Consider the following 16,610-nt stretch of genomic DNA (forward strand, 5'->3'; position numbering starts at 1 on the left):
GTGTGTTGGCGCAGTGGATCACTCGCTCCAGCGGCGGAACACCAGCGAGGTGTTGATGCCGCCGAAGGCGAAGTTGTTGCTCATCACGTACTCGGCCTGCAGTTCGCGGCCCTGCCCGGTGATGAAGTCGAGCTGGCCACAGCGCGGGTCGACCTCGGCCAGGTTCAGGGTGGGCGCGAACCAGCCGGCACGCATCATCTGGATGCTCACCCAGGCCTCGAACGCGCCACAGGCACCCAGCATGTGGCCGACGTAGCTCTTCAGCGAGCTGATCGGCACGCGGCTGCCGAACACCTGTGCGGTAGCCTGGGTCTCGGCGATGTCGCCGTGGTCGGTGGCGGTGCCATGGGCGTTGACGTAGTCGATCTGCGCCGCGTCCAGGCCGGCGTCCTCCAATGCCAGGCGCATGGCCTGGGCCATGGTGTCGGCACTGGGCTGGGTGACGTGCTGGCCATCGCTGTTGGTGCCGTAGCCGACCACCTCTGCAAGGATGGTGGCGCCGCGCGCCTGCGCGTGTTCCAGGTCTTCCAGGATCAGCGTGCAGGCGCCCTCGCCCAGCACCAGGCCATCGCGGCCGGCATCGAACGGGCGTGGCGTGGTCTGCGGCGCGTCGTTGCGCACGCTGGTGGCGAACAGCGTGTCGAACACCGCTGCAGCGGTGGCATCGAGCTGCTCGGCACCGCCGGCCACCATCACCGTCTGCTTGCCGCTGCGGATGGCTTCATAGGCCGCGCCCACACCCTGGCTGCCCGACGTGCAGGCGCTGGAGGTGGTGTACACGCGCCCGGACAGGCCGAAGAACACGCCGATGTTGACCGGCGCGGTGTGGCTCATCATCTTCAGGTAGGTCGTGGCGCTGATGCCATCCGTGGTGAATTCGTTGAGCATGCGCCCGAATTCGCCGGTGGCCTCGTGGCTGCCGGACGAGGAACCATAGGCCACGCCGGTACGGCCACTGCGCAGCACCGGATGCTCATGCAGGCCTGCCTCGCGCAGCGCCACCTCGGTGGCGCGCACCGACATGATCGCGACCTTGCCCATCGAGCGGGTGGTCTTGCGGTTGTAGTTCGGCGGCAGCTCGAAGTCCAGCGCCGGCGCGGCCAGCTTGGTGTTCAGCCCGGCATAGACATCCCACTCGGGCATCGCACGCACCGCGTTGCGGCAGCTGCGCAGGTGCGCTTCGATGGTGGGCCAGTCGTGGCCGAGCGGACTGACGGCGGCGGCGCCGGTGACCACCACGCGACGATCGGCGGCCATCAGAGCATGCCTCCGTTCACCGAGATCACCTGCCGGGTGATGTAGCCGGCCGGTTCGGACAGCAGGAACGCCACGGTAGCCGCCACTTCGTCCGGGCGGCCAACGCGGCCGGCGGGAATCAGCTTGAGCGCGTGTTCAACCACTTCGTCGTTGAGCATTTCGGTCTCGATCAGGCCCGGGGCCACGCAGTTGACGGTGATCTGGCGGCTGGCCAGTTCCAGCGCCAGGGCCTTGGTGGCGCCGATGATGCCGGCCTTGGCGGCACTGTAGTTGACCTGCCCGCGGTTGCCGGCCAGTCCGGAGACCGACGACAGGGTGACGATGCGGCCCGGCTTGCGCCGCCGCACCATCGGCATGATCAGCGGATGCAGCACGTTGTAGAAGCCATCCAGGTTGGTGTGGACGACCTGGTCCCAATCGTCCGCTGACAGCGCCGGGAAGGCGCCGTCACGGGCGATGCCGGCATTGCAGACCACGCCGTAATACGCGCCATGTGCCTCGACATCGGCTTCCAGCGCGGCCCTCGCGGCCTCGCGGTCGGCCACGTCGAACACCAGTACGCGGGCCTGCTGGCCCAGTGCCTGGATCTCGGTGACCACCGCCTGTGCTTCATCCACGCGGCTGCGGCAATGCACCACCACGTCGAAGCCATCGCGCGCGATGCGCAGCGCGATGGCCCGGCCGATGCCCCGGCTGGCGCCGGTCACCAGCACGCTTCGATTCCCTGTCATGCCTGTCCACTCTCCAGATAGGCCATCGCGTCGGCCGGTTCGAACACCGAGACGTTGGCTGTCGCCCATTCTTCCTCGCCTGCCAGGATGCGGCAGGCGAACATCCCCAATCCATTGTCACCCAACAGCTCGCAGCGCGCCTGTACGCGCAGCCGCGAACCGCTGGGGAAGCTGCTGCGCGCGCTGCTGTAGCGGCGGCTGCCGAGCAGGAAGCCCAGCTGCGGTGGCCTGCCGGCCGCACGCGCGCGGCAACCGGCCCAGGCCGCGATGGCCTGCGCCATGTACTCGATGCCGACCCATGCCGGCACCTGGTCATCCTCGACGAACAGGCCGGCCTCGGGCACCACCAGTTCGGCCTCGATGGCGTCCTGGTCCCATTGCGTGATGCGCTCCAGCAGGCACATGTCCTGGCGGTGCGGCACCACGTCTTCGATCGCGTACAGCGTGTTCATCGACGCTCCAGTGCCAGCACGGCATTGCTGCCGCCGAAGGCGAACGAATTGCTCAGCACCCGCCGTGGCGGCTGCGCAAGGCGCGTGCCCGGTGCGACCAGCGGCAGCACCGGCAGTGCCGGGTCGGCCACGCCGTCCCACCAGTGCGGCGGCAGCAGCTGCTGCGGGTTCTCGGCCAGCACGATCCAGCACAGCGCCGCCTCGATGGCACCCGAGGCACCCAGCGTGTGGCCGGTCAACGGCTTGGTCGAACTGGCCGGCACGTGGCTGCCCAGCACCTGCGACACGGCCAGGCTTTCCATCGCATCGTTGTGTCCGGTCGCGGTCCCATGCAGGTTCACATAGTCCACTTCACCGGCGGCCCAGCCAGCACGCTGCAGCGCCTGCTGCAGGGCGTCGATGGCACCCAGGCCCTGCGGGTCCGGGGCGGACATGTGATGGGCGTCGGCCGACTCGCCCCACCCCGCCAGGCATACCGGGCCGGGTTCGCGGGTGAGCAGGAACAGCGCGGCGCCTTCGCCGATGTTGATACCGGTACGATGCTGCGAGAACGGATTGCAGCGTTGGGCCGAGACCGATTCCAGCGCGCTGAAGCCGGCCACGGTGAAGCGGCACAGCGAATCGGCGCCACCGGCGATCACCGCATCGACGATGCCGGCGCGCAGCATGCGTGCGGCCGACATCAGCGCCTTGGCACTGGACGAGCAGGCAGTGGACAGGGTCCATGCCGGCCCCTGTGCGCCACTGCGCTGGCGCACGAACTGCGCGGCGGTGCCCATTTCCTGCTGGGCGTAATCAAAGCCCTGCGGCCACTGGCCCTGTTCGGCATGGCTGCGCAATGCCTGCTCCGATTCACCAATGCCCGAGGTGCTGGTGCCCAGCACCACCGCTACGCGCTCGGCGCCATGGCGGGCGATCGCCGCGGCCACTGCCGGCGCGATCTGAGCCAATGCCACGTCCAGCAGGGCATTGTTGCGCCCGCGCAGGGCCACCGGCAGGTCATCCAGCGCCGGCAGCGGCGTGCGTACTTCTCCCAGCGCCAGGGTGCGCCCCGGCAACAGGCTGTCGTTGTCGCTGAGCCCGCCCGGCGCGTCGGCGAACAGTGCCGACGTCACTGCGGCGCGGCCAGCGCCGAGTGCACAGACCACACCCAGGTCGTTCAGGTAGATCGGTGCGCTCATCGGTCCGGCCCGGCCATGTCGATCGATTCGATGCGCAGCGCATAGCCTTCGGCGCGGTTGTCCAGCTGCACGCTGCCATCGTCCAGCCGCTGCAGGTGCAGCCACACGGTGCCCTCACGCGACAGGCTGCGCTGATGGCCATCATCACTGACCTGCCAGCCCGGCGGCAGCACGGCGGCAATGGCCGCGGTCGGCCACAGCGCGAACTGCAGGTCATCCAGCACGCGCTCGGCGCGCACCTGCGGTGGCAGCCATGGCGCGCGCTGCTGGGTCAGCTGCTGGCCGTCCCATTGCAGGCGCACGCCGGTCTGGCCCATCGCCTGCACGGCCAGCTGCACCTGCTGGGCGTCGGCTTCCAGCAGCGCGTCGAGATCGCGCTCATGCGTGCCGAAGCGGAAATGCAGCTGCTGCTGCAGCGCCAGCGGCGTCGGCAGGCTGGCCGGCGCCAGGCGCAGCGGCGGCAGTTCCACCTGCGGTTTCGGCATGCGGCCGGCACAGGCGGCCAGCAGCAGGCACAGCAGCAGGGCCGCAGTACGGAAGATCAGGCGCTGCACAATTCCTCCAGCACGCGCATGCGGCGACCACTTTCATCGGCCACATACGGATTCTTGGTGTCCCAGGCGTAACCGGCCAGGATGGAGCTGATCATGTCGCGCACTTCGGGCTGCTGCTGCGGGTGGTAGATGATCTTCTGGAAGCCGCCCTGGTACCAGCTTTCGACGAAGCGGCGGAAGGTCTTCACGCCCGCGCGCAGCGGGATCGAGAACTCGGCCTCCCAGTCCACGGCCTGGCCGGCATAGCGGCGCTTGAGGCATTCGCTGGCGAGCTGCGCGGACTTGAAGGCAATGGTCACGCCGGAGGAGAACACCGGATCTAGGAACTCGCCGGCGTTGCCCAGCAACGCGTAGCCGGGCCCCCACAGCGAGCTGACGTTGGCCGAATAGCCGGTGATGCGGCGCACCGGCAGCACCGCCCATTCGGCGTTGGCCAGCAGGCGGGTCAGGTTGGGGTCCTCGCCGACGATGGCCTGCAGCTTCTGCAGGTCGTCACCCTCGTAGCGCTCGAAGAACGACGGCTCGGCGACCACGCCCAGCGAACAGCAGCCATTGGAGAACGGGATCGTCCAATACCAGACGTCGATGTGCTCGGGGTGGGTGGTGATCAGGATCTTGTTGCGGTCGAATTCCGCTTCGGCCGGAATGTTGTCGCGCACGTGGCAGAAGATCGCGCCGCGCACCGGGAAGTTGGACGGCGATTCCAGCTGCAGCAGCCGCGGCAGCAGGCGCGCGAAGCCTGAGGCGTCGAGGATGAAATCGGCCTCGATGCGGTACTCGCTGCCGTCCGGGCGGCGTACCGTCACCGCCGGTTGCTCGCCCGGCTCGACCGACAGCACCTCGTCGCCGAAACGCAGCGTGGCCCCCATGCGCTCGGCGCCGCGTGCCAGCACGTTGTCGAAGTCGGCGCGCTGCACCTGGTAGGTGGTGCCCCAACCCGGCGAGAACTTCTTCCTGAAATCGAACGCAGTACGCGCTTCGCCGTGCACGAAGGCGGCACCGTTCTTGTACTGGAAGCCCGCCTCGACCACGTCCTGCAGCAGGCCGGCCGCCTCGATGTACTCCATGCTCTGCGGCAGCAGGCTTTCGCCGATGGAGAAGCGCGGGAACTGCTGGCGCTCCAGCATCAGCACCTGGCGGCCCTGCTGGCGCAGCATCGCCGCGACCACGGAACCGGCCGGGCCGGCGCCGATGATCAGGATTTCAGTGCGTTCGACAGCATCCACAGCAGTGTTCATCGGTGCGTCCTTGTTGCTCGATCAAGTGGAAAGAAGGAAGTCGGAAAACAGGCTCAGGCCGGCGGCAGATCGTGCGGCGGCGGACGGAACAGCGGCGAGATCAGCCAGACCAGGCCGATGCCGAACAGCAGGGTCAGGCCGAACGCGCGCAACGCCGGGGTCTGCGACAGGCCCAGCAAGCCGAACGACAGCCAGGTGCTGGCCGCGCCCACGCACACGGCCAGCCAGGCACTGGCGTCGCCGCGGTGCTCGATCAGGAAAATGCCGTAGTCGATGCCCATGCCCAGCAGCAGCATCAGTGCCAGCACGTTGAACAGCTGCAGCGGCTGGCCGAACAGGCCCAGCAGGCCCAAGGTCAATGCGCCGGCAATCAGGGTCGGCGCGAACACGCGCCAGGCCTGGCGGCGGTAGCGCAGCCACAGCGCGGTGAACACCAGCACGATGCCGACCAGCAGCAGCCCGCCCATCAGCTTGCGGTAGTGGCCCAGCAGCTGCGAGAAGTCGGCGGTGCGATCCACCCAGCGCACACCGGGCAGGCCCTCGGCCGCGCCGCGCAGGGTGGTCAGCGCGTCGGCGCGCGACAGGTCATCGACCATCACCACGCTGATCATCTGCCCGCCGACCTGGCCCACCCACAGGTGCCGGAACGGCTGCGAGGCCGGCGAGGCCAGGAACGCTTCGGCGGTGAGTGGCGCGTCAGCGAACGGCGGTCGCTGCAGTGGCTCTCCCACGGCCTCGGACACGGCCGCAAGCACACCCGGTTCAACCTTCGCGGTCAGCGCCGCATCGGCCTGCTGGCGCGACGGCGACGGCAGCCAATCGCTGATCGCGCGATAGCCCCCAATGCGCTTCTGGTTGGCCAGTACGCGCAGGCGTTCGGTCAACGCTTCCTCACGCTGCAGCAGCTGCGCCGCGTCGGTGCCCTGTACCAGGTAGAACTGTGCCGGGCTGGGCATGCCCAGCAGCTGGCTCAAGCGGATCTGCTGCGCCATCAGCGCGGGCGGCGACGATTGCAGGCTGCGCAGGTCGTCGTTGCTGTGCAGGCGGGCGATGCCGATTGCAGCCAGTGCCAGCGTGATCACCACGAACACCGTCAGCGGGCGGCGGCCATGCAGGCGCGGGAAGCGCTCCAGCGTGTTGCCCAGCCACTGCGAGAAACGGGTCTGGCGGATCTCGCCGCCATCCAGCCACGGGAACCAGAAAATCACCGTAAGGAAGGCGGCGGCCAGGCCGACCACCGAGAACAATGCCATCTGGCGCAGGCCCGGGAACGGGGCCAGGCCCAGTGCCAGGTAGGCCAGCGCGCTGGTCAGCAGGGCCAGCCACAGGCCGGGCAGCAGGTGCCGCAGCAGTTTCCAGCGACGATCAGCCGGTTCGGCCTGGCGCGAAGCGAACCAGTGGATGCCGTAGTCCTCGGCCACGCCCACCAGCGACGCACCAAACACCAGGGTCAGCACATGCACCTTGCCAAACACCAGCACGGTCACCGCCAGCGCCACGCCACAGCCGATCAGCAGTGAGGCGGCAACCAGCAGGATCGGTCGCAGCGAACGGAACGCCAGCCACACCAGCAGCAGCACCGCGGCCAGCGAGCCCCAGCCGATCGTGTTGATCTCCTGGTTGGCCTGCACCGCCGCCGCTTCGGCGTGCAGCGGCACACCCGCATGCAGGATTTCCAGTTCTGGCGCCGCCGCCCTCGCGGCCAGCCCGGCACGTTCCAGCAGGCCGTCGAGATGGCGCTCGCCGTCAAGCTGGAACGCCGACCCCGGCGTATCGAACTGCAGTACGGCCCAATGCCTGCCCTCGGCTTCGAGCAGGCCGTCATCGCCCAGCCGCAACCCCGACCCCTGCGCCTGCTGCTGCCACCATTGCGGCCACAGCGACAGCGGGTCTTGCCGCCAGTCGGTCAGGCGCGGGGCGCCCATCGGGCCGTACAGCGCAGCCAACGCCTGCTCGGCCAACGCGCCCGGTTCGCTGCCCTGCAGCTGCTCGCGCTGGGCCGGGGTCAGCAGGCGGTCGCGGTACGGTGCGTAGAACGCGCGCGCCTCGTCGAACCAGCCTTCGATCGAACCGCTGGGCACCAGCAACGCGCTGTCGGCATCCGCCGCCATCGCCGCAGCGAACGCCGCCTGTGCGCGCTTGGCGGCGGCGCCATCCTTGCTGCCCAGCAGCACCACCACCTGGCGCGAGCTGCCGTCGGCGATGCGCCGGGTGACGTCACTCAACAGGCGGTCATGCGCGTCCTGCGGCAGCAGGGCGAGGATGTCGGTGTCGATCCGCGACTGCTGGCTCCACAGGCGCCATTGCTGCGCCCCCAACACCAGCAGGAGCACCAGCCAGGCGATGCCCAGCCAGTGCCACCAGCGCCGCAACCGGTCCGGCCCGTTCGATGCTGCCCCCTCACTCAAAGCGGCGCGCCTCGTCGGCGGTGAGCGTGGCCGGCGCTTCGCTCAGTGCACTGAACTGGATCTGCGTGCGGTCCTTGTTGGCCTCGACGATCTCGACCTGGCGCACGTAGCGGTCACCTTGCAGGGTCAGCGACTGGAACGCCTTGGCCAGCATCGCCGACTTCGGCGTCAGCCGCAGCCGCCAGCCCTGCCCTTCACGGCTGGCCGCCACGTTGAACTGGCCGGACAGCGCCTGCACGTCGCCACTCATCAGCGCGAACATGATCGCGTTCACCGAACGCATCGCCGGCTGCTGCCGCGCATCGAGCTCGACACGGGTGCTGCCATCGCGCTGGCGGCTGAGGATGCGGTCGGCGGTGACCACCACTTCGGAGGGGAACGGCTTGAGCGTGGTCCAGATCACGCCATGCTGGCGCGCGACCACGAACTGGCCCTGCGAGCGCAGCGGGTTCTTGAAGCCGCTGACCTGCTTTTCCTGGCTGAACTGGCCACGCAGCACGTCCGGCCGCGCCACCGCCTGGGTGATCACATCAATGGCGGCGTCGGCCGCCTGCACCTGCGGCGCGGCAATGAACATCAGCGCGCACAGAAGCACGCTCGAAAGGCGGACAAGGGTGTTCACGGTGCAGGCACTCCCAGGCGTTCCCACAGTACCGGCGGGCACTGGTACAGCATTTCCCTGCTGGTCGCGTCCACCGCGACCTGGATGGTCATCGCACGGGTCAGCACCTGGCCGCTTTCCACATCAAGGATCTCGTACTCGATCTTCAGCCGGTTCTCCCATTCCACGATGCGCGCAATCACGCGCAGCGCCTGGTTGAACAGCAGCGGGCGCACGTACTTCACCCGCGCATCGACCACCGGCCACAGGTAGCCCGATTCGAGCATCTGCGGGTAGTCGTAGTCGTAGCGCCCAAGCAGCGCGCAGCGCGCGATCTCGAAGTACTTGAAGTAGTTGCCATGCCAGACCACGTTCATCGGATCGCAGTCATGGAAGGCGGGGGTCAACGCAATTTCGCCAACCCGTTCAATAGCCTCATTCACCGGCATACAGCTCCCAACGTTGCGCGCGGATCTCCACCAGCAGTTCCCGCAGTTCGCGATCCAGCGCGCGGTCTTCTTCAACCAGGGCGATGCGCTGCCCCAGGTCGGCGTACATGCCGGCCAGACTGCCATGCAGCTGCGCGTTCAGGCCAACCCGTTCGCGCAGCGCCAGGCCCTGGCGGGCGGCGATCAGCATCGCGGCCACCACCTGTTCAGTCAGCTCGATCACGCGCAGGCAGTCGCGCGCGGCGATGGTGCCCATGCTGACCTTGTCCTGGTTGTGGCACTCGGTGGAGCGCGAAAACACGCTGGCCGGCAGTGTCTGCTTCAGCGCTTCGGCCGTCCAGGCCGACACGCTGATCTGCAGCGCCTTCAGGCCGTGGTTGATGGCCGCGCGCGGGCCGGTGGCCGCCGACAGGTTGGCCGGCAGGCCATGGTTGTAGCGGGCATCGACCACCAGCGCCAGCTGCCGGTCGAGCAGGTCGGCCACGTTGGCCACGGTGTTCTTCAGGGTGTCCATCGCCAGCGCGATGTGGCCGCCGTAGAAGTGGCCGCCATGCAGGATGCGCTCGCCGTCGGCATCGATCAGCGGATTGTCGTTGGCGCTGTTCAGTTCGGTTTCGATCAGCTGGCGCAGGAACGGCAGGCTGTCCTCCAGCACGCCGATCACGTGTGGCGCGCAGCGCAGCGAATAGCGGTCCTGCAGGCGCTGTTCATTGCGTGGCGGACGCTCGCTGTGCAGGTCGCTGCGCAGGCGCGCGGCGATGCGGCCCTGGCCCGGGTGCGGCTTGGCCGCGAACAGGGTTTCGTCGAAGTGGTGCGCGTTGCCGTCGCTGGCCAGCACGTTGAACGCGGTCAGGCGCGTGGCCATGCGCGCCAGGTAGTCGGCGCGCTGCCAGGCCAGGCAGGCCAGGCCGGTCATCACGGCGGTGCCGTTCATGATCGCCAGGCCTTCCTTCGGCCGCAGCTTCAGCGGGGTCATGCCGATCTTCGCCAGCACCTCGGCCGCCGGCTGCACGCGGCCATCGTGCAGCACCTCGCGCTCGCCACACAGCACCGCCGCCACGTAGGACAGCGGGGTCAGGTCGCCGCTAGCACCGACCGAGCCTTCGGCCGGAATCATCGGCAGCACATCGTGCTGCAGCAGCGTGGCCAGGCCTTCCAGCAGCGGCACGCTGACACCGGACATGCCGCGCACCAGCGATGCCAGGCGCGCGGCCAGCACCGCACGGGTCTCGACCGGGTCCAGGTAGCGGCCCAGGCCGCAGCCATGGTAGGTGTACAGGTGGTGCGGCAGTTCAGCCACCAGCGCCGGCGGGATGTTCACCGTGCACGAATCGCCATAGCCGGTGGTCACACCGTAGATCACGCCATCCTCGCGCAGCAGGCGGTCAAGGAAGTCGGCACCGCGCTGGATGTGTGCGCGGAACGCCGGCGCGTCGCTCAGTGCGGCCTGGCACTGGCGCTGGGCCAGGGCAACCACGTCTTCGATGGTCAACGGTGCATCGCCAAAGCGGCACACGGGTACGGCGTCAGTCGTCATGCGGAGCCTGATCCCAGAAGGGGAAGAAATTGAACCAGTCCAACGGGGACTGGATGACCTGGAGTTCCAGCCAGCGCGCGAAGCGCTGTGCCTGTTCGGCAAGTGCCGCGTCGCGCGAGCCACGCGGCAGCACGATGCGTTCGGCGAACTGTTCAAAAGCCACGCGATAGCCCTCGCCCTGGTGCAGGCAGGCCATGGTGTAGACCGGGCAGCCCAGCGCCGCAGCCAGCACGTAAGCGCCGATAGGGAACGGTGCGCGGTGGCCGAGGAAATCGGCGGTGACGCTGCGACCGCCCTGCACCGGCGTGCGGTCGCCGACGATGGCGACGAAGCCCCCCGCCGCCACGCGCTCGGCCAGCATCACCGCTGTGGCCGGCCCCATTCCGGTCACCTGCACCAGCTCCACCGCCGCCAGCGGGTCCAGCCGCTGCAGCAGGCGGTTGAAGCGCTGCGCATGCGCGGTGTGCACCAGCACGGTGATGCGGAACCCCGGCACCTGTTCGGCCAGCACCTGGCACAGTTCCAGGCAGCCGATGTGCGCGGTGAGGATCAGACCGCCTTCGCGGCGCGCGATCTTCTGCAGCACCAGGTCGCGGTGCAGGTGGATACGGTTGGCCGGGTAGCGCCCGCCCAGGCCGAGGATCTTGTCCAGCATCGTGTCGGCGAAGGCGAAGAAGTGGCGCAGGCTGTCGCGCCGGGTTGGCGCGCGGCCGAGCACGCCGCTGTATGCCTGCAGCCGCTGCAGGTACTGCATCGAGGCCTGTCGCCCCACACGGTTACCCAGCCAATGGCAGGCCACCACCGGCCACGCGCACAGGCGGAATGGCCAGCGCCCGAACCAGCGGTGCACCCAGCACAGGAACAGCACGCCGGCCACCGACGTCGATTCGCCGATGTCGGCCCAGTGCGGGGCGTCCTGCGCGGTCGCCATTTCAGCGCTGCCCCTGCAGGCGGCGCCACAGCAGCCGCGGTGCGCGCCAGAGCATGCCGAAGAACAGGCGGGTGTGCATGCGGCTGATGCGCACGTTGTCGCGCCACACATCGAAGTGCGACACGCCATCGGCGGGATAGGTCACGCGCGTGGCCAGGTGCTCGACCGGCAGCTGGCGCCAGTACAGGCGCACCATCACTTCAGTATCGAAATCCATGCGCCGGCCGATGGTCTCTTCACCGATCAGGCGCAGCACCGGTGGCAGGGGATACACCCGGAAGCCGCACATGGTGTCGCGCAGGTGCAGCGACAGCGTGTTGATCCAGACCCAGACGTGGGTGGCGTAGCGGCCATACAGGCGTGCCTTGGGAACACTGGCGTCGTAGGCCGGAATGCCGCAGATCACCGCGTCGGGATGCACACGCGCGGCCTCGATGAAGCGTGGCAGGTCAGCGGTATCGTGCTGGCCGTCTGCGTCGATCTGCAGCACGTGGCTGTAGCCACGCGCGCCGGCTTCAACAAAACCGGCCAGCATCGCCCCACCCTTGCCCTGGTTGGCGTCCAGGCGCAGCAGGTCGACGCCCTGGCGCTGTGCCAGCGTGCGCAGCACCGCCGCGCACGCCTCATGCGAACCATCGTCGACCAGCAGGCAAGGCAGGCCAGCGGCCTGCACACCGTCGACCACCGCCACGATGGCGTGCTCGTGGTCGTAGACGGGAATCACCACCAGTGGCGCAAACGCGGCACCGGCAACGGCCGGGTCAGTCCGCATCGGCGAAAACCACCTTGCCGCTGGCATGCACACCGTGGCTGGAGGTATAGCGGAAGGCGAGCACGTTGCGTGCGGCATCCCAGTCCAGCTGCAGGGTCAACTCATCGCCGGGGCGGGCCACGTGCTGGAACTTCACCGCGTCCATGCGCAGGAACACGCGCGGCATCGCAAATGCCTGGCGACCGAAACGCATCGCCCAGTCCAACTGCGCCACACCGGGCAGGATCGCCGCCTGCGGGAAGTGGCCCTGGAACGGTCGCAGCGCCGGGTCGAGGGTCATGCGCAGCGTGGCGCTGGCGGCGTCGCGGCGGTCCCAGACCGGCACCGGCATCAGTGGCTGGAACAGCGCCGCCAATGCCGCCTGGGTCACCTTGCCCTGCGCGTTGATCGGCAACGCCTGCACCAGGCGCCAACGGCGCGGCCGGGTCACCGCGTCATGCGCATGCGCCAGGCGCGCGCCCAGGCGTTGGCCGAGCGCACGGCGCGCGGCGTCGCCGCCCTCCAGCAGCGCCGGATCGGCCGGAACCACCACGGCGGCCAACTGCTCGCGCTGCCCGGGCAGCACCAGCACGCGCACGTCATCCACTTCGGTGTCTTCGCGCAGCGCGCGTTCCAGTGCATCCAGCGAGACGCGGCGCTCTTCGATCTTGACGATGCGGTCGGCGCGGCCCAGCAGCCGGAAACGGCCATCGGCCAAGGCTTCCACGCGGTCCTGGGTGCGCCACCAGCCGGGAGTTTCCAGATGCGCCGAGGCCACCGCCAGGCAGCCGTCGTCGATCCGCCATTGCACACCCGGCAGCGGCTGCCACGGCGGCAGGTCGGTGTCCCAGCGGCGCCAGGCGATACCGCCGGTCTCGCTGCTGCCATAGACCTCGGTCGGCGCCACGCCCAACCACTGCCGCACCTGTCGCGCCGCGTCCTCCGGCAGCGGGCCACCGGAGGAGAACACCGCGCGCAGGCGGCCATGCAGGCTGGCCCAGTCGAGCTGCTCGGGCAGGCGCTTGAGATGGGCCGGCGTCGCCACCAGCACCGTGTCGGTACCGGCCAGCGCACCCACCAGGTCTTCGTGGAAGAACCGGCGCGGATGGATCAGGCGGCCGGCGGCCAGCGGCCACAGCACCCGGAACAGCAGCCCGTAGATGTGCTGGTGGGACACCGTGCCGTGCACCTGCGCGCCCTCCAGCTGCGCGCCGAACGCGGCCTGCAGCGCTTCCACCTCGCGCGCCAGCTGGTCCAGGCGCTTGCCGATCGCACTGGGCTGGCCGGTGCTGCCGGAGGTGAACACGCACAGCTCGCAGGCGCGCTCGTCCAGCGCCTGCAGTTCGTCGTCCAGTGCCGCGTCCAGCGCCGCCAGCGGGCGGTAGTCGGCCGGCACGTCGCCCGCGAAACCGCTCACCTGCGGCTGCAGCGCCTGCAGCGTGGCCGGCAGGTTGTCAGCAGCCAGGAACACCCGCTTGCCGGCATGCCAGGCGCCGAACAGCGCCGCAGCGAAGGCCACGGCGTCATCGAAATACAGGGCCCAGTCGCGGCCTTCGGCCGCCGCAAAGGCGGCGCGCCAGCCCAGCACGCGCTGGCGGAAGCAGGCGTGGTCAACCATGTCTCCGTCGCACAGGCCGACGCTGCGCTGCGGCCGCGCCTCCAGCAGCAGCCGGTCCAGGGCAATCCACTCAGCCATGCGCGTGTGCCGCCTTCACCCGCCGCCGCACCAGCCACTCACCTGCGAACAACACGCCCATCATCACGTACGCCAACAGTCCGTTGTAGAGCATCCAGGCCCGGTCCGACGCGTACAGCGCGGTCAGCAGGGCCAGGCTGCCGTTGAGAACGAAGAAGCCGCACCACACCTGGGTGACGCGGCGGGTATAGGCCACCGCGAACGGGGGCAGGTCCGGCTCCTGCAGCCGCGCCAGGCGCTCCACCAACGGCGGCCCGAAGCGCAGGCTGGTGCCGAACACCGCCAGCATCACCGCATTGACCAGCGCCGGATATAGCTTCAGCGGCAGGGCCTGGTTGAGCACGGTGGCCAGCACCGCCAGCAGGCCGGTGCCGGCGGCGGCGGCCCACCACAACGGCTGGCGAGTGCTCAGCGCACGCAGCAGGGCCAGGGTGAACAGCAGCAGCGACAGCCAGCGCGGCTCGAAGCGGCCCATCGCCAGGTACACCAGCAGCGGGTAGGCAAGCGAAATCGCTGCCACCACGACGGTACGTGCGCGAGCCATGGCGAAGCCGCCGGCGCTGCGGTCAGGCGGCTGCCTGGTCCGGCAGCAGTCCATGCACGACATCAACGATGTCCTGCACGGTGCGCACGGCCTTGAACGCTTCCGGCTGCAGGTTGCGGCCGAGCAGTGGCTTGAGCTGCACGATCAGGTCGACCGCATCGATGCTGTCGATGTCCAGGTCGTCATACAGGCGGGCCTCGGGGGTGATCCGGGCGGTTTCAATCTCGAAGCTGTCGGTCAGGATGCTGACGATGCGTTCGAACAGTTCATTCTTGGTCATGGCTATTCCTGGCGCCGTTACGACTGGCGGGCGGCGACGAACTCGCCGAGCGCGCGCACGCTGGAGAAATGGCGACGGGTTTCTTCCGAATCGGCCGAGAGGCTGACACCGTACTTCTTCTGCAGCGCCAGGCCCAGCTCCAGCGCGTCGATCGAATCCAGGCCCAGGCCCTCGACGAACAGCGGCGCGGTCGGATCGATGTCCTCCGGCGTGATGTCCTCCAGCGAAAGGGAGGAAATGATCAATTCCTTGATCTCGTGCTCAAGTGCTTGCACGGGGCGGATCTCCAGACAGGTCGAAATAACGAGAAAGGTGCTCGGTGACGCGGCGGGCTGCCAAGGCATCCCCCCTTGGCGAGTCGTCATCGGCCAGGAAGGGCGCGATCGGGATATCTTCGCCGATCTGCAGCCGAACGTGAAAGCGACGTGAGGGGACACGATACCACTTCTGTCCCTTGGTCAACGTGGGCGGGGTGCAGGTGATCCGCACCGGGGTGATGTCCAGCCGGCCGCGGACGGCGATGTTGGCGGCCCCGCGCTGCAGCCGCGGCGGCTGGCCCGGCACGCTGCGGGTGCCTTCGGGGAAGATCACCAGGGTGCCGCCGGCGCGCACCGCCGCCACGCAGTCATCGACCAGGCCAGCGCCATCGTCATTGGAGATGTAGCCGGCCGCCCGCACCGGACCGCGCATGAACGGGTTGCGGGCCACGGCGCGTTTCACCACGCAATCGGCGTTGGGCAGCAGCGAGATCAGGCAGACCACGTCGATCAGGGTCGGGGGATTGGCCAGAACCAGCAAACCGTCGCGCTGCAGGCGTTCACCGCCCTCGATCTGGTAGGTCATCACCCCCAGCGCGCGCATCAGGCGCAGATGGCTGGCAAAGGCAACCTGAACCACGCGGCGCGCCCGGCGGCGACGGACCACCGGGTCGCGCATCAGCAGCAGCACCGGCATCACCAGCACGCCCAGCAACAGGCCACCCATGCCGAATGCGGCAAAGCTCAGGCCGGTGCCGAGCACCCGCCAGGCATGATCGAGACGGCGCAGCGCCTCAGCCACGGCGCCCCCAGCGCCAGCGCTGGCCTTGGGCCACGTGCTCCAGCGCCGGCGCACCGGACAGCAGGAAGCGGTGCAGGTCCAGCGCGTGCGGCAGCGCGCCCGGGGCGGTGGCAGTGGCCTCCGGCGCCGCCTCCCACTGCAGGGAGAGGGTCGGCTGGCCCGGCATCGGCGCCGTCAAACGCCAACACCAGGCAAAGAACGGGTCGGGTTCGTCGGCGAACGTCGCGTAAATCTCGGGAAGGCGCGACTCATACACCACCACCCGCACTTCGCGGGCGCCATCGGCGAGCAAACCGGCCGCTTCCAGGCAGGCGGTCTCGACCGTGGCCTGGCCGGCGGCCAGCGCCAGGTAGTTGCCACGGTGGCCGCGCGCGATCGAGTACAACGCAGCGATCGCGTTGTGCACCGACAGGCCGAACCCCGTCGGTGACAAGGGCTGATCGTTGGACAGCGCCCCCAGCAGCTCCATCGAACGGGCCACGTCGCCGTGGCGGCTGGCGAACACCAGCGGGACCTGGCTGTCTGCCCCCTGCCCCTCCTCGCACCAGCAGGCGGCCTGGATCGCCATCCGGCCCAGCCGCTCGATGCGCCGGCGCTGCATTGCCGGGATCTCGGCCAGCGCCGGCGTGTCCTCGCCAACCGGCGGATACGGCGCATCGGCCCAGCCCAGCCACTGGCTACGCTCGCTCAGGCCGGGCGCCCAGGCAGCCCAGTCGACGATGGAGAATTCGATCATTTAGCGAAGGTGGTTCAACGGGAGAACGATAGGCACGAGCCATTACGGCGACGCGCGGCGGCCCCCCAGTCCTGCAGCCGTGCGTCCGTCCAGGACGTCGCCGGCTGCCCCCCTGGCTGCCGGAAAGGAGCGCACGCTAGCACGTCCTGCACGGGGTGTGCAGGTTTCACATTCCCCAACACGGGAGCCGGCACCGGCGGCCCCG

At 69.1% G+C, this 16,610-nt stretch carries 18 protein-coding genes; all 18 read right to left on the reverse strand.

The window, feature by feature from the left end:
* Positions 1-18: 18 nt before the first annotated feature.
* The 18 genes from RCF13_RS06950 to RCF13_RS07035 are packed head-to-tail and all read right to left on the reverse strand — an operon-like array spanning position 19 to position 16,405.
* Positions 19-1,257, reverse strand: a complete 1,239-nt coding sequence (locus tag RCF13_RS06950) for a beta-ketoacyl-ACP synthase (RefSeq protein ID WP_134968941.1) — start codon at positions 1,255-1,257, stop codon at positions 19-21.
* Positions 1,257-1,988 (reverse strand): 3-ketoacyl-ACP reductase FabG2, encoded by a 732-nt coding sequence (locus RCF13_RS06955; protein ID WP_134968940.1) that lies wholly within the window; start codon positions 1,986-1,988, stop codon positions 1,257-1,259. Before RCF13_RS06955 ends, RCF13_RS06950 begins: the two co-directional genes overlap by 1 nt.
* Positions 1,985-2,440 carry a hypothetical protein gene (locus RCF13_RS06960; RefSeq protein WP_005420287.1) on the reverse strand — a complete coding sequence of 152 codons (456 nt, stop codon included), beginning with the start codon at positions 2,438-2,440 and terminating at the stop codon, positions 1,985-1,987. Before RCF13_RS06960 ends, RCF13_RS06955 begins: the two co-directional genes overlap by 4 nt.
* A complete protein-coding gene (locus RCF13_RS06965) occupies positions 2,437-3,621 on the reverse strand; it encodes a beta-ketoacyl-ACP synthase (protein ID WP_061480631.1) in 1,185 nt (394 codons plus the stop codon). Before RCF13_RS06965 ends, RCF13_RS06960 begins: the two co-directional genes overlap by 4 nt.
* On the reverse strand, positions 3,618-4,175 hold the full coding sequence (locus RCF13_RS06970) for a DUF3261 domain-containing protein (RefSeq protein WP_134968939.1): 558 nt from the start codon (positions 4,173-4,175) through the stop codon (positions 3,618-3,620). The genes RCF13_RS06965 and RCF13_RS06970 overlap by 4 nt, the downstream gene beginning before the upstream one ends.
* Positions 4,163-5,413: an NAD(P)/FAD-dependent oxidoreductase gene (locus tag RCF13_RS06975; RefSeq protein ID WP_134968938.1), complete on the reverse strand. Its 1,251-nt coding sequence runs from the start codon at positions 5,411-5,413 to the stop codon at positions 4,163-4,165. The genes RCF13_RS06970 and RCF13_RS06975 overlap by 13 nt, the downstream gene beginning before the upstream one ends.
* Positions 5,414-5,466: 53 nt before the next feature.
* Positions 5,467-7,821 (reverse strand): MMPL family transporter, encoded by a 2,355-nt coding sequence (locus RCF13_RS06980; RefSeq protein ID WP_231352395.1) that lies wholly within the window; start codon positions 7,819-7,821, stop codon positions 5,467-5,469.
* Positions 7,814-8,443, reverse strand: coding sequence for an outer membrane lipoprotein carrier protein LolA (locus RCF13_RS06985; protein ID WP_061480635.1), 630 nt, complete (start codon positions 8,441-8,443; stop codon positions 7,814-7,816). Before RCF13_RS06985 ends, RCF13_RS06980 begins: the two co-directional genes overlap by 8 nt.
* On the reverse strand, positions 8,440-8,871 hold the full coding sequence (locus tag RCF13_RS06990; RefSeq protein WP_134968937.1) for an acyl-CoA thioesterase: 432 nt from the start codon (positions 8,869-8,871) through the stop codon (positions 8,440-8,442). The genes RCF13_RS06985 and RCF13_RS06990 overlap by 4 nt, the downstream gene beginning before the upstream one ends.
* Positions 8,858-10,408 carry an aromatic amino acid ammonia-lyase gene (locus RCF13_RS06995; protein WP_134968936.1) on the reverse strand — a complete coding sequence of 517 codons (1,551 nt, stop codon included), beginning with the start codon at positions 10,406-10,408 and terminating at the stop codon, positions 8,858-8,860. The genes RCF13_RS06990 and RCF13_RS06995 overlap by 14 nt, the downstream gene beginning before the upstream one ends.
* Positions 10,398-11,339, reverse strand: a complete 942-nt coding sequence (locus RCF13_RS07000) for an acyltransferase (protein ID WP_061480637.1) — start codon at positions 11,337-11,339, stop codon at positions 10,398-10,400. Before RCF13_RS07000 ends, RCF13_RS06995 begins: the two co-directional genes overlap by 11 nt.
* A 1-nt stretch (position 11,340) precedes the next feature.
* Positions 11,341-12,111 (reverse strand): glycosyltransferase family 2 protein, encoded by a 771-nt coding sequence (locus RCF13_RS07005; protein WP_061480638.1) that lies wholly within the window; start codon positions 12,109-12,111, stop codon positions 11,341-11,343.
* Entirely contained in the window at positions 12,101-13,786 is a 1,686-nt protein-coding gene (locus RCF13_RS07010; RefSeq protein WP_231352396.1) for an AMP-binding protein, read from the reverse strand. Before RCF13_RS07010 ends, RCF13_RS07005 begins: the two co-directional genes overlap by 11 nt.
* Positions 13,779-14,330: a membrane protein gene (locus RCF13_RS07015; RefSeq protein WP_049416044.1), complete on the reverse strand. Its 552-nt coding sequence runs from the start codon at positions 14,328-14,330 to the stop codon at positions 13,779-13,781. Before RCF13_RS07015 ends, RCF13_RS07010 begins: the two co-directional genes overlap by 8 nt.
* 22 nt (positions 14,331-14,352) lie before the next feature.
* Positions 14,353-14,610, reverse strand: coding sequence for an acyl carrier protein (locus RCF13_RS07020; RefSeq protein WP_005411609.1), 258 nt, complete (start codon positions 14,608-14,610; stop codon positions 14,353-14,355).
* A 17-nt stretch (positions 14,611-14,627) separates the two neighbouring features.
* A complete protein-coding gene (locus RCF13_RS07025; protein ID WP_005411610.1) occupies positions 14,628-14,885 on the reverse strand; it encodes a phosphopantetheine-binding protein in 258 nt (85 codons plus the stop codon).
* Positions 14,872-15,669, reverse strand: coding sequence for a lysophospholipid acyltransferase family protein (locus tag RCF13_RS07030; protein WP_308141009.1), 798 nt, complete (start codon positions 15,667-15,669; stop codon positions 14,872-14,874). The genes RCF13_RS07025 and RCF13_RS07030 overlap by 14 nt, the downstream gene beginning before the upstream one ends.
* Positions 15,662-16,405 carry a beta-ketoacyl synthase chain length factor gene (locus RCF13_RS07035; RefSeq protein WP_231352397.1) on the reverse strand — a complete coding sequence of 248 codons (744 nt, stop codon included), beginning with the start codon at positions 16,403-16,405 and terminating at the stop codon, positions 15,662-15,664. The genes RCF13_RS07030 and RCF13_RS07035 overlap by 8 nt, the downstream gene beginning before the upstream one ends.
* Between the last annotated feature and the right edge of the window lie 205 nt (positions 16,406-16,610).

The organism is Stenotrophomonas maltophilia group sp. RNC7 (assembly GCF_030910085.1).
Classification (GTDB): Bacteria; Pseudomonadota; Gammaproteobacteria; order Xanthomonadales; family Xanthomonadaceae; genus Stenotrophomonas; species Stenotrophomonas sepilia.

Bases quoted from the DNA above. Each gene is read 5' to 3' on its own strand.
- RCF13_RS06965 (WP_061480631.1), bottom strand. From the start codon at position 3,621: ATGAGCGCACCGATCTACCTGAACGACCTGGGTGTGGTCTGTGCACTC.
- RCF13_RS07010 (WP_231352396.1), bottom strand. From the start codon at position 13,786: ATGGCTGAGTGGATTGCCCTGGACCGGCTGCTGCTGGAGGCGCGGCCG.
- RCF13_RS07015 (WP_049416044.1), bottom strand. From the start codon at position 14,330: ATGGCTCGCGCACGTACCGTCGTGGTGGCAGCGATTTCGCTTGCCTAC.
- RCF13_RS06990 (WP_134968937.1), bottom strand. From the start codon at position 8,871: ATGCCGGTGAATGAGGCTATTGAACGGGTTGGCGAAATTGCGTTGACC.
- RCF13_RS06995 (WP_134968936.1), bottom strand. From the start codon at position 10,408: ATGACGACTGACGCCGTACCCGTGTGCCGCTTTGGCGATGCACCGTTG.
- RCF13_RS07000 (WP_061480637.1), bottom strand. From the start codon at position 11,339: ATGGCGACCGCGCAGGACGCCCCGCACTGGGCCGACATCGGCGAATCG.
- RCF13_RS06975 (WP_134968938.1), bottom strand. From the start codon at position 5,413: ATGAACACTGCTGTGGATGCTGTCGAACGCACTGAAATCCTGATCATC.
- RCF13_RS07005 (WP_061480638.1), bottom strand. From the start codon at position 12,111: ATGCGGACTGACCCGGCCGTTGCCGGTGCCGCGTTTGCGCCACTGGTG.
- RCF13_RS06950 (WP_134968941.1), bottom strand. From the start codon at position 1,257: ATGGCCGCCGATCGTCGCGTGGTGGTCACCGGCGCCGCCGCCGTCAGT.
- RCF13_RS06955 (WP_134968940.1), bottom strand. From the start codon at position 1,988: ATGACAGGGAATCGAAGCGTGCTGGTGACCGGCGCCAGCCGGGGCATC.
- RCF13_RS06960 (WP_005420287.1), bottom strand. From the start codon at position 2,440: ATGAACACGCTGTACGCGATCGAAGACGTGGTGCCGCACCGCCAGGAC.
- RCF13_RS07035 (WP_231352397.1), bottom strand. From the start codon at position 16,405: ATGATCGAATTCTCCATCGTCGACTGGGCTGCCTGGGCGCCCGGCCTG.
- RCF13_RS07020 (WP_005411609.1), bottom strand. From the start codon at position 14,610: ATGACCAAGAATGAACTGTTCGAACGCATCGTCAGCATCCTGACCGAC.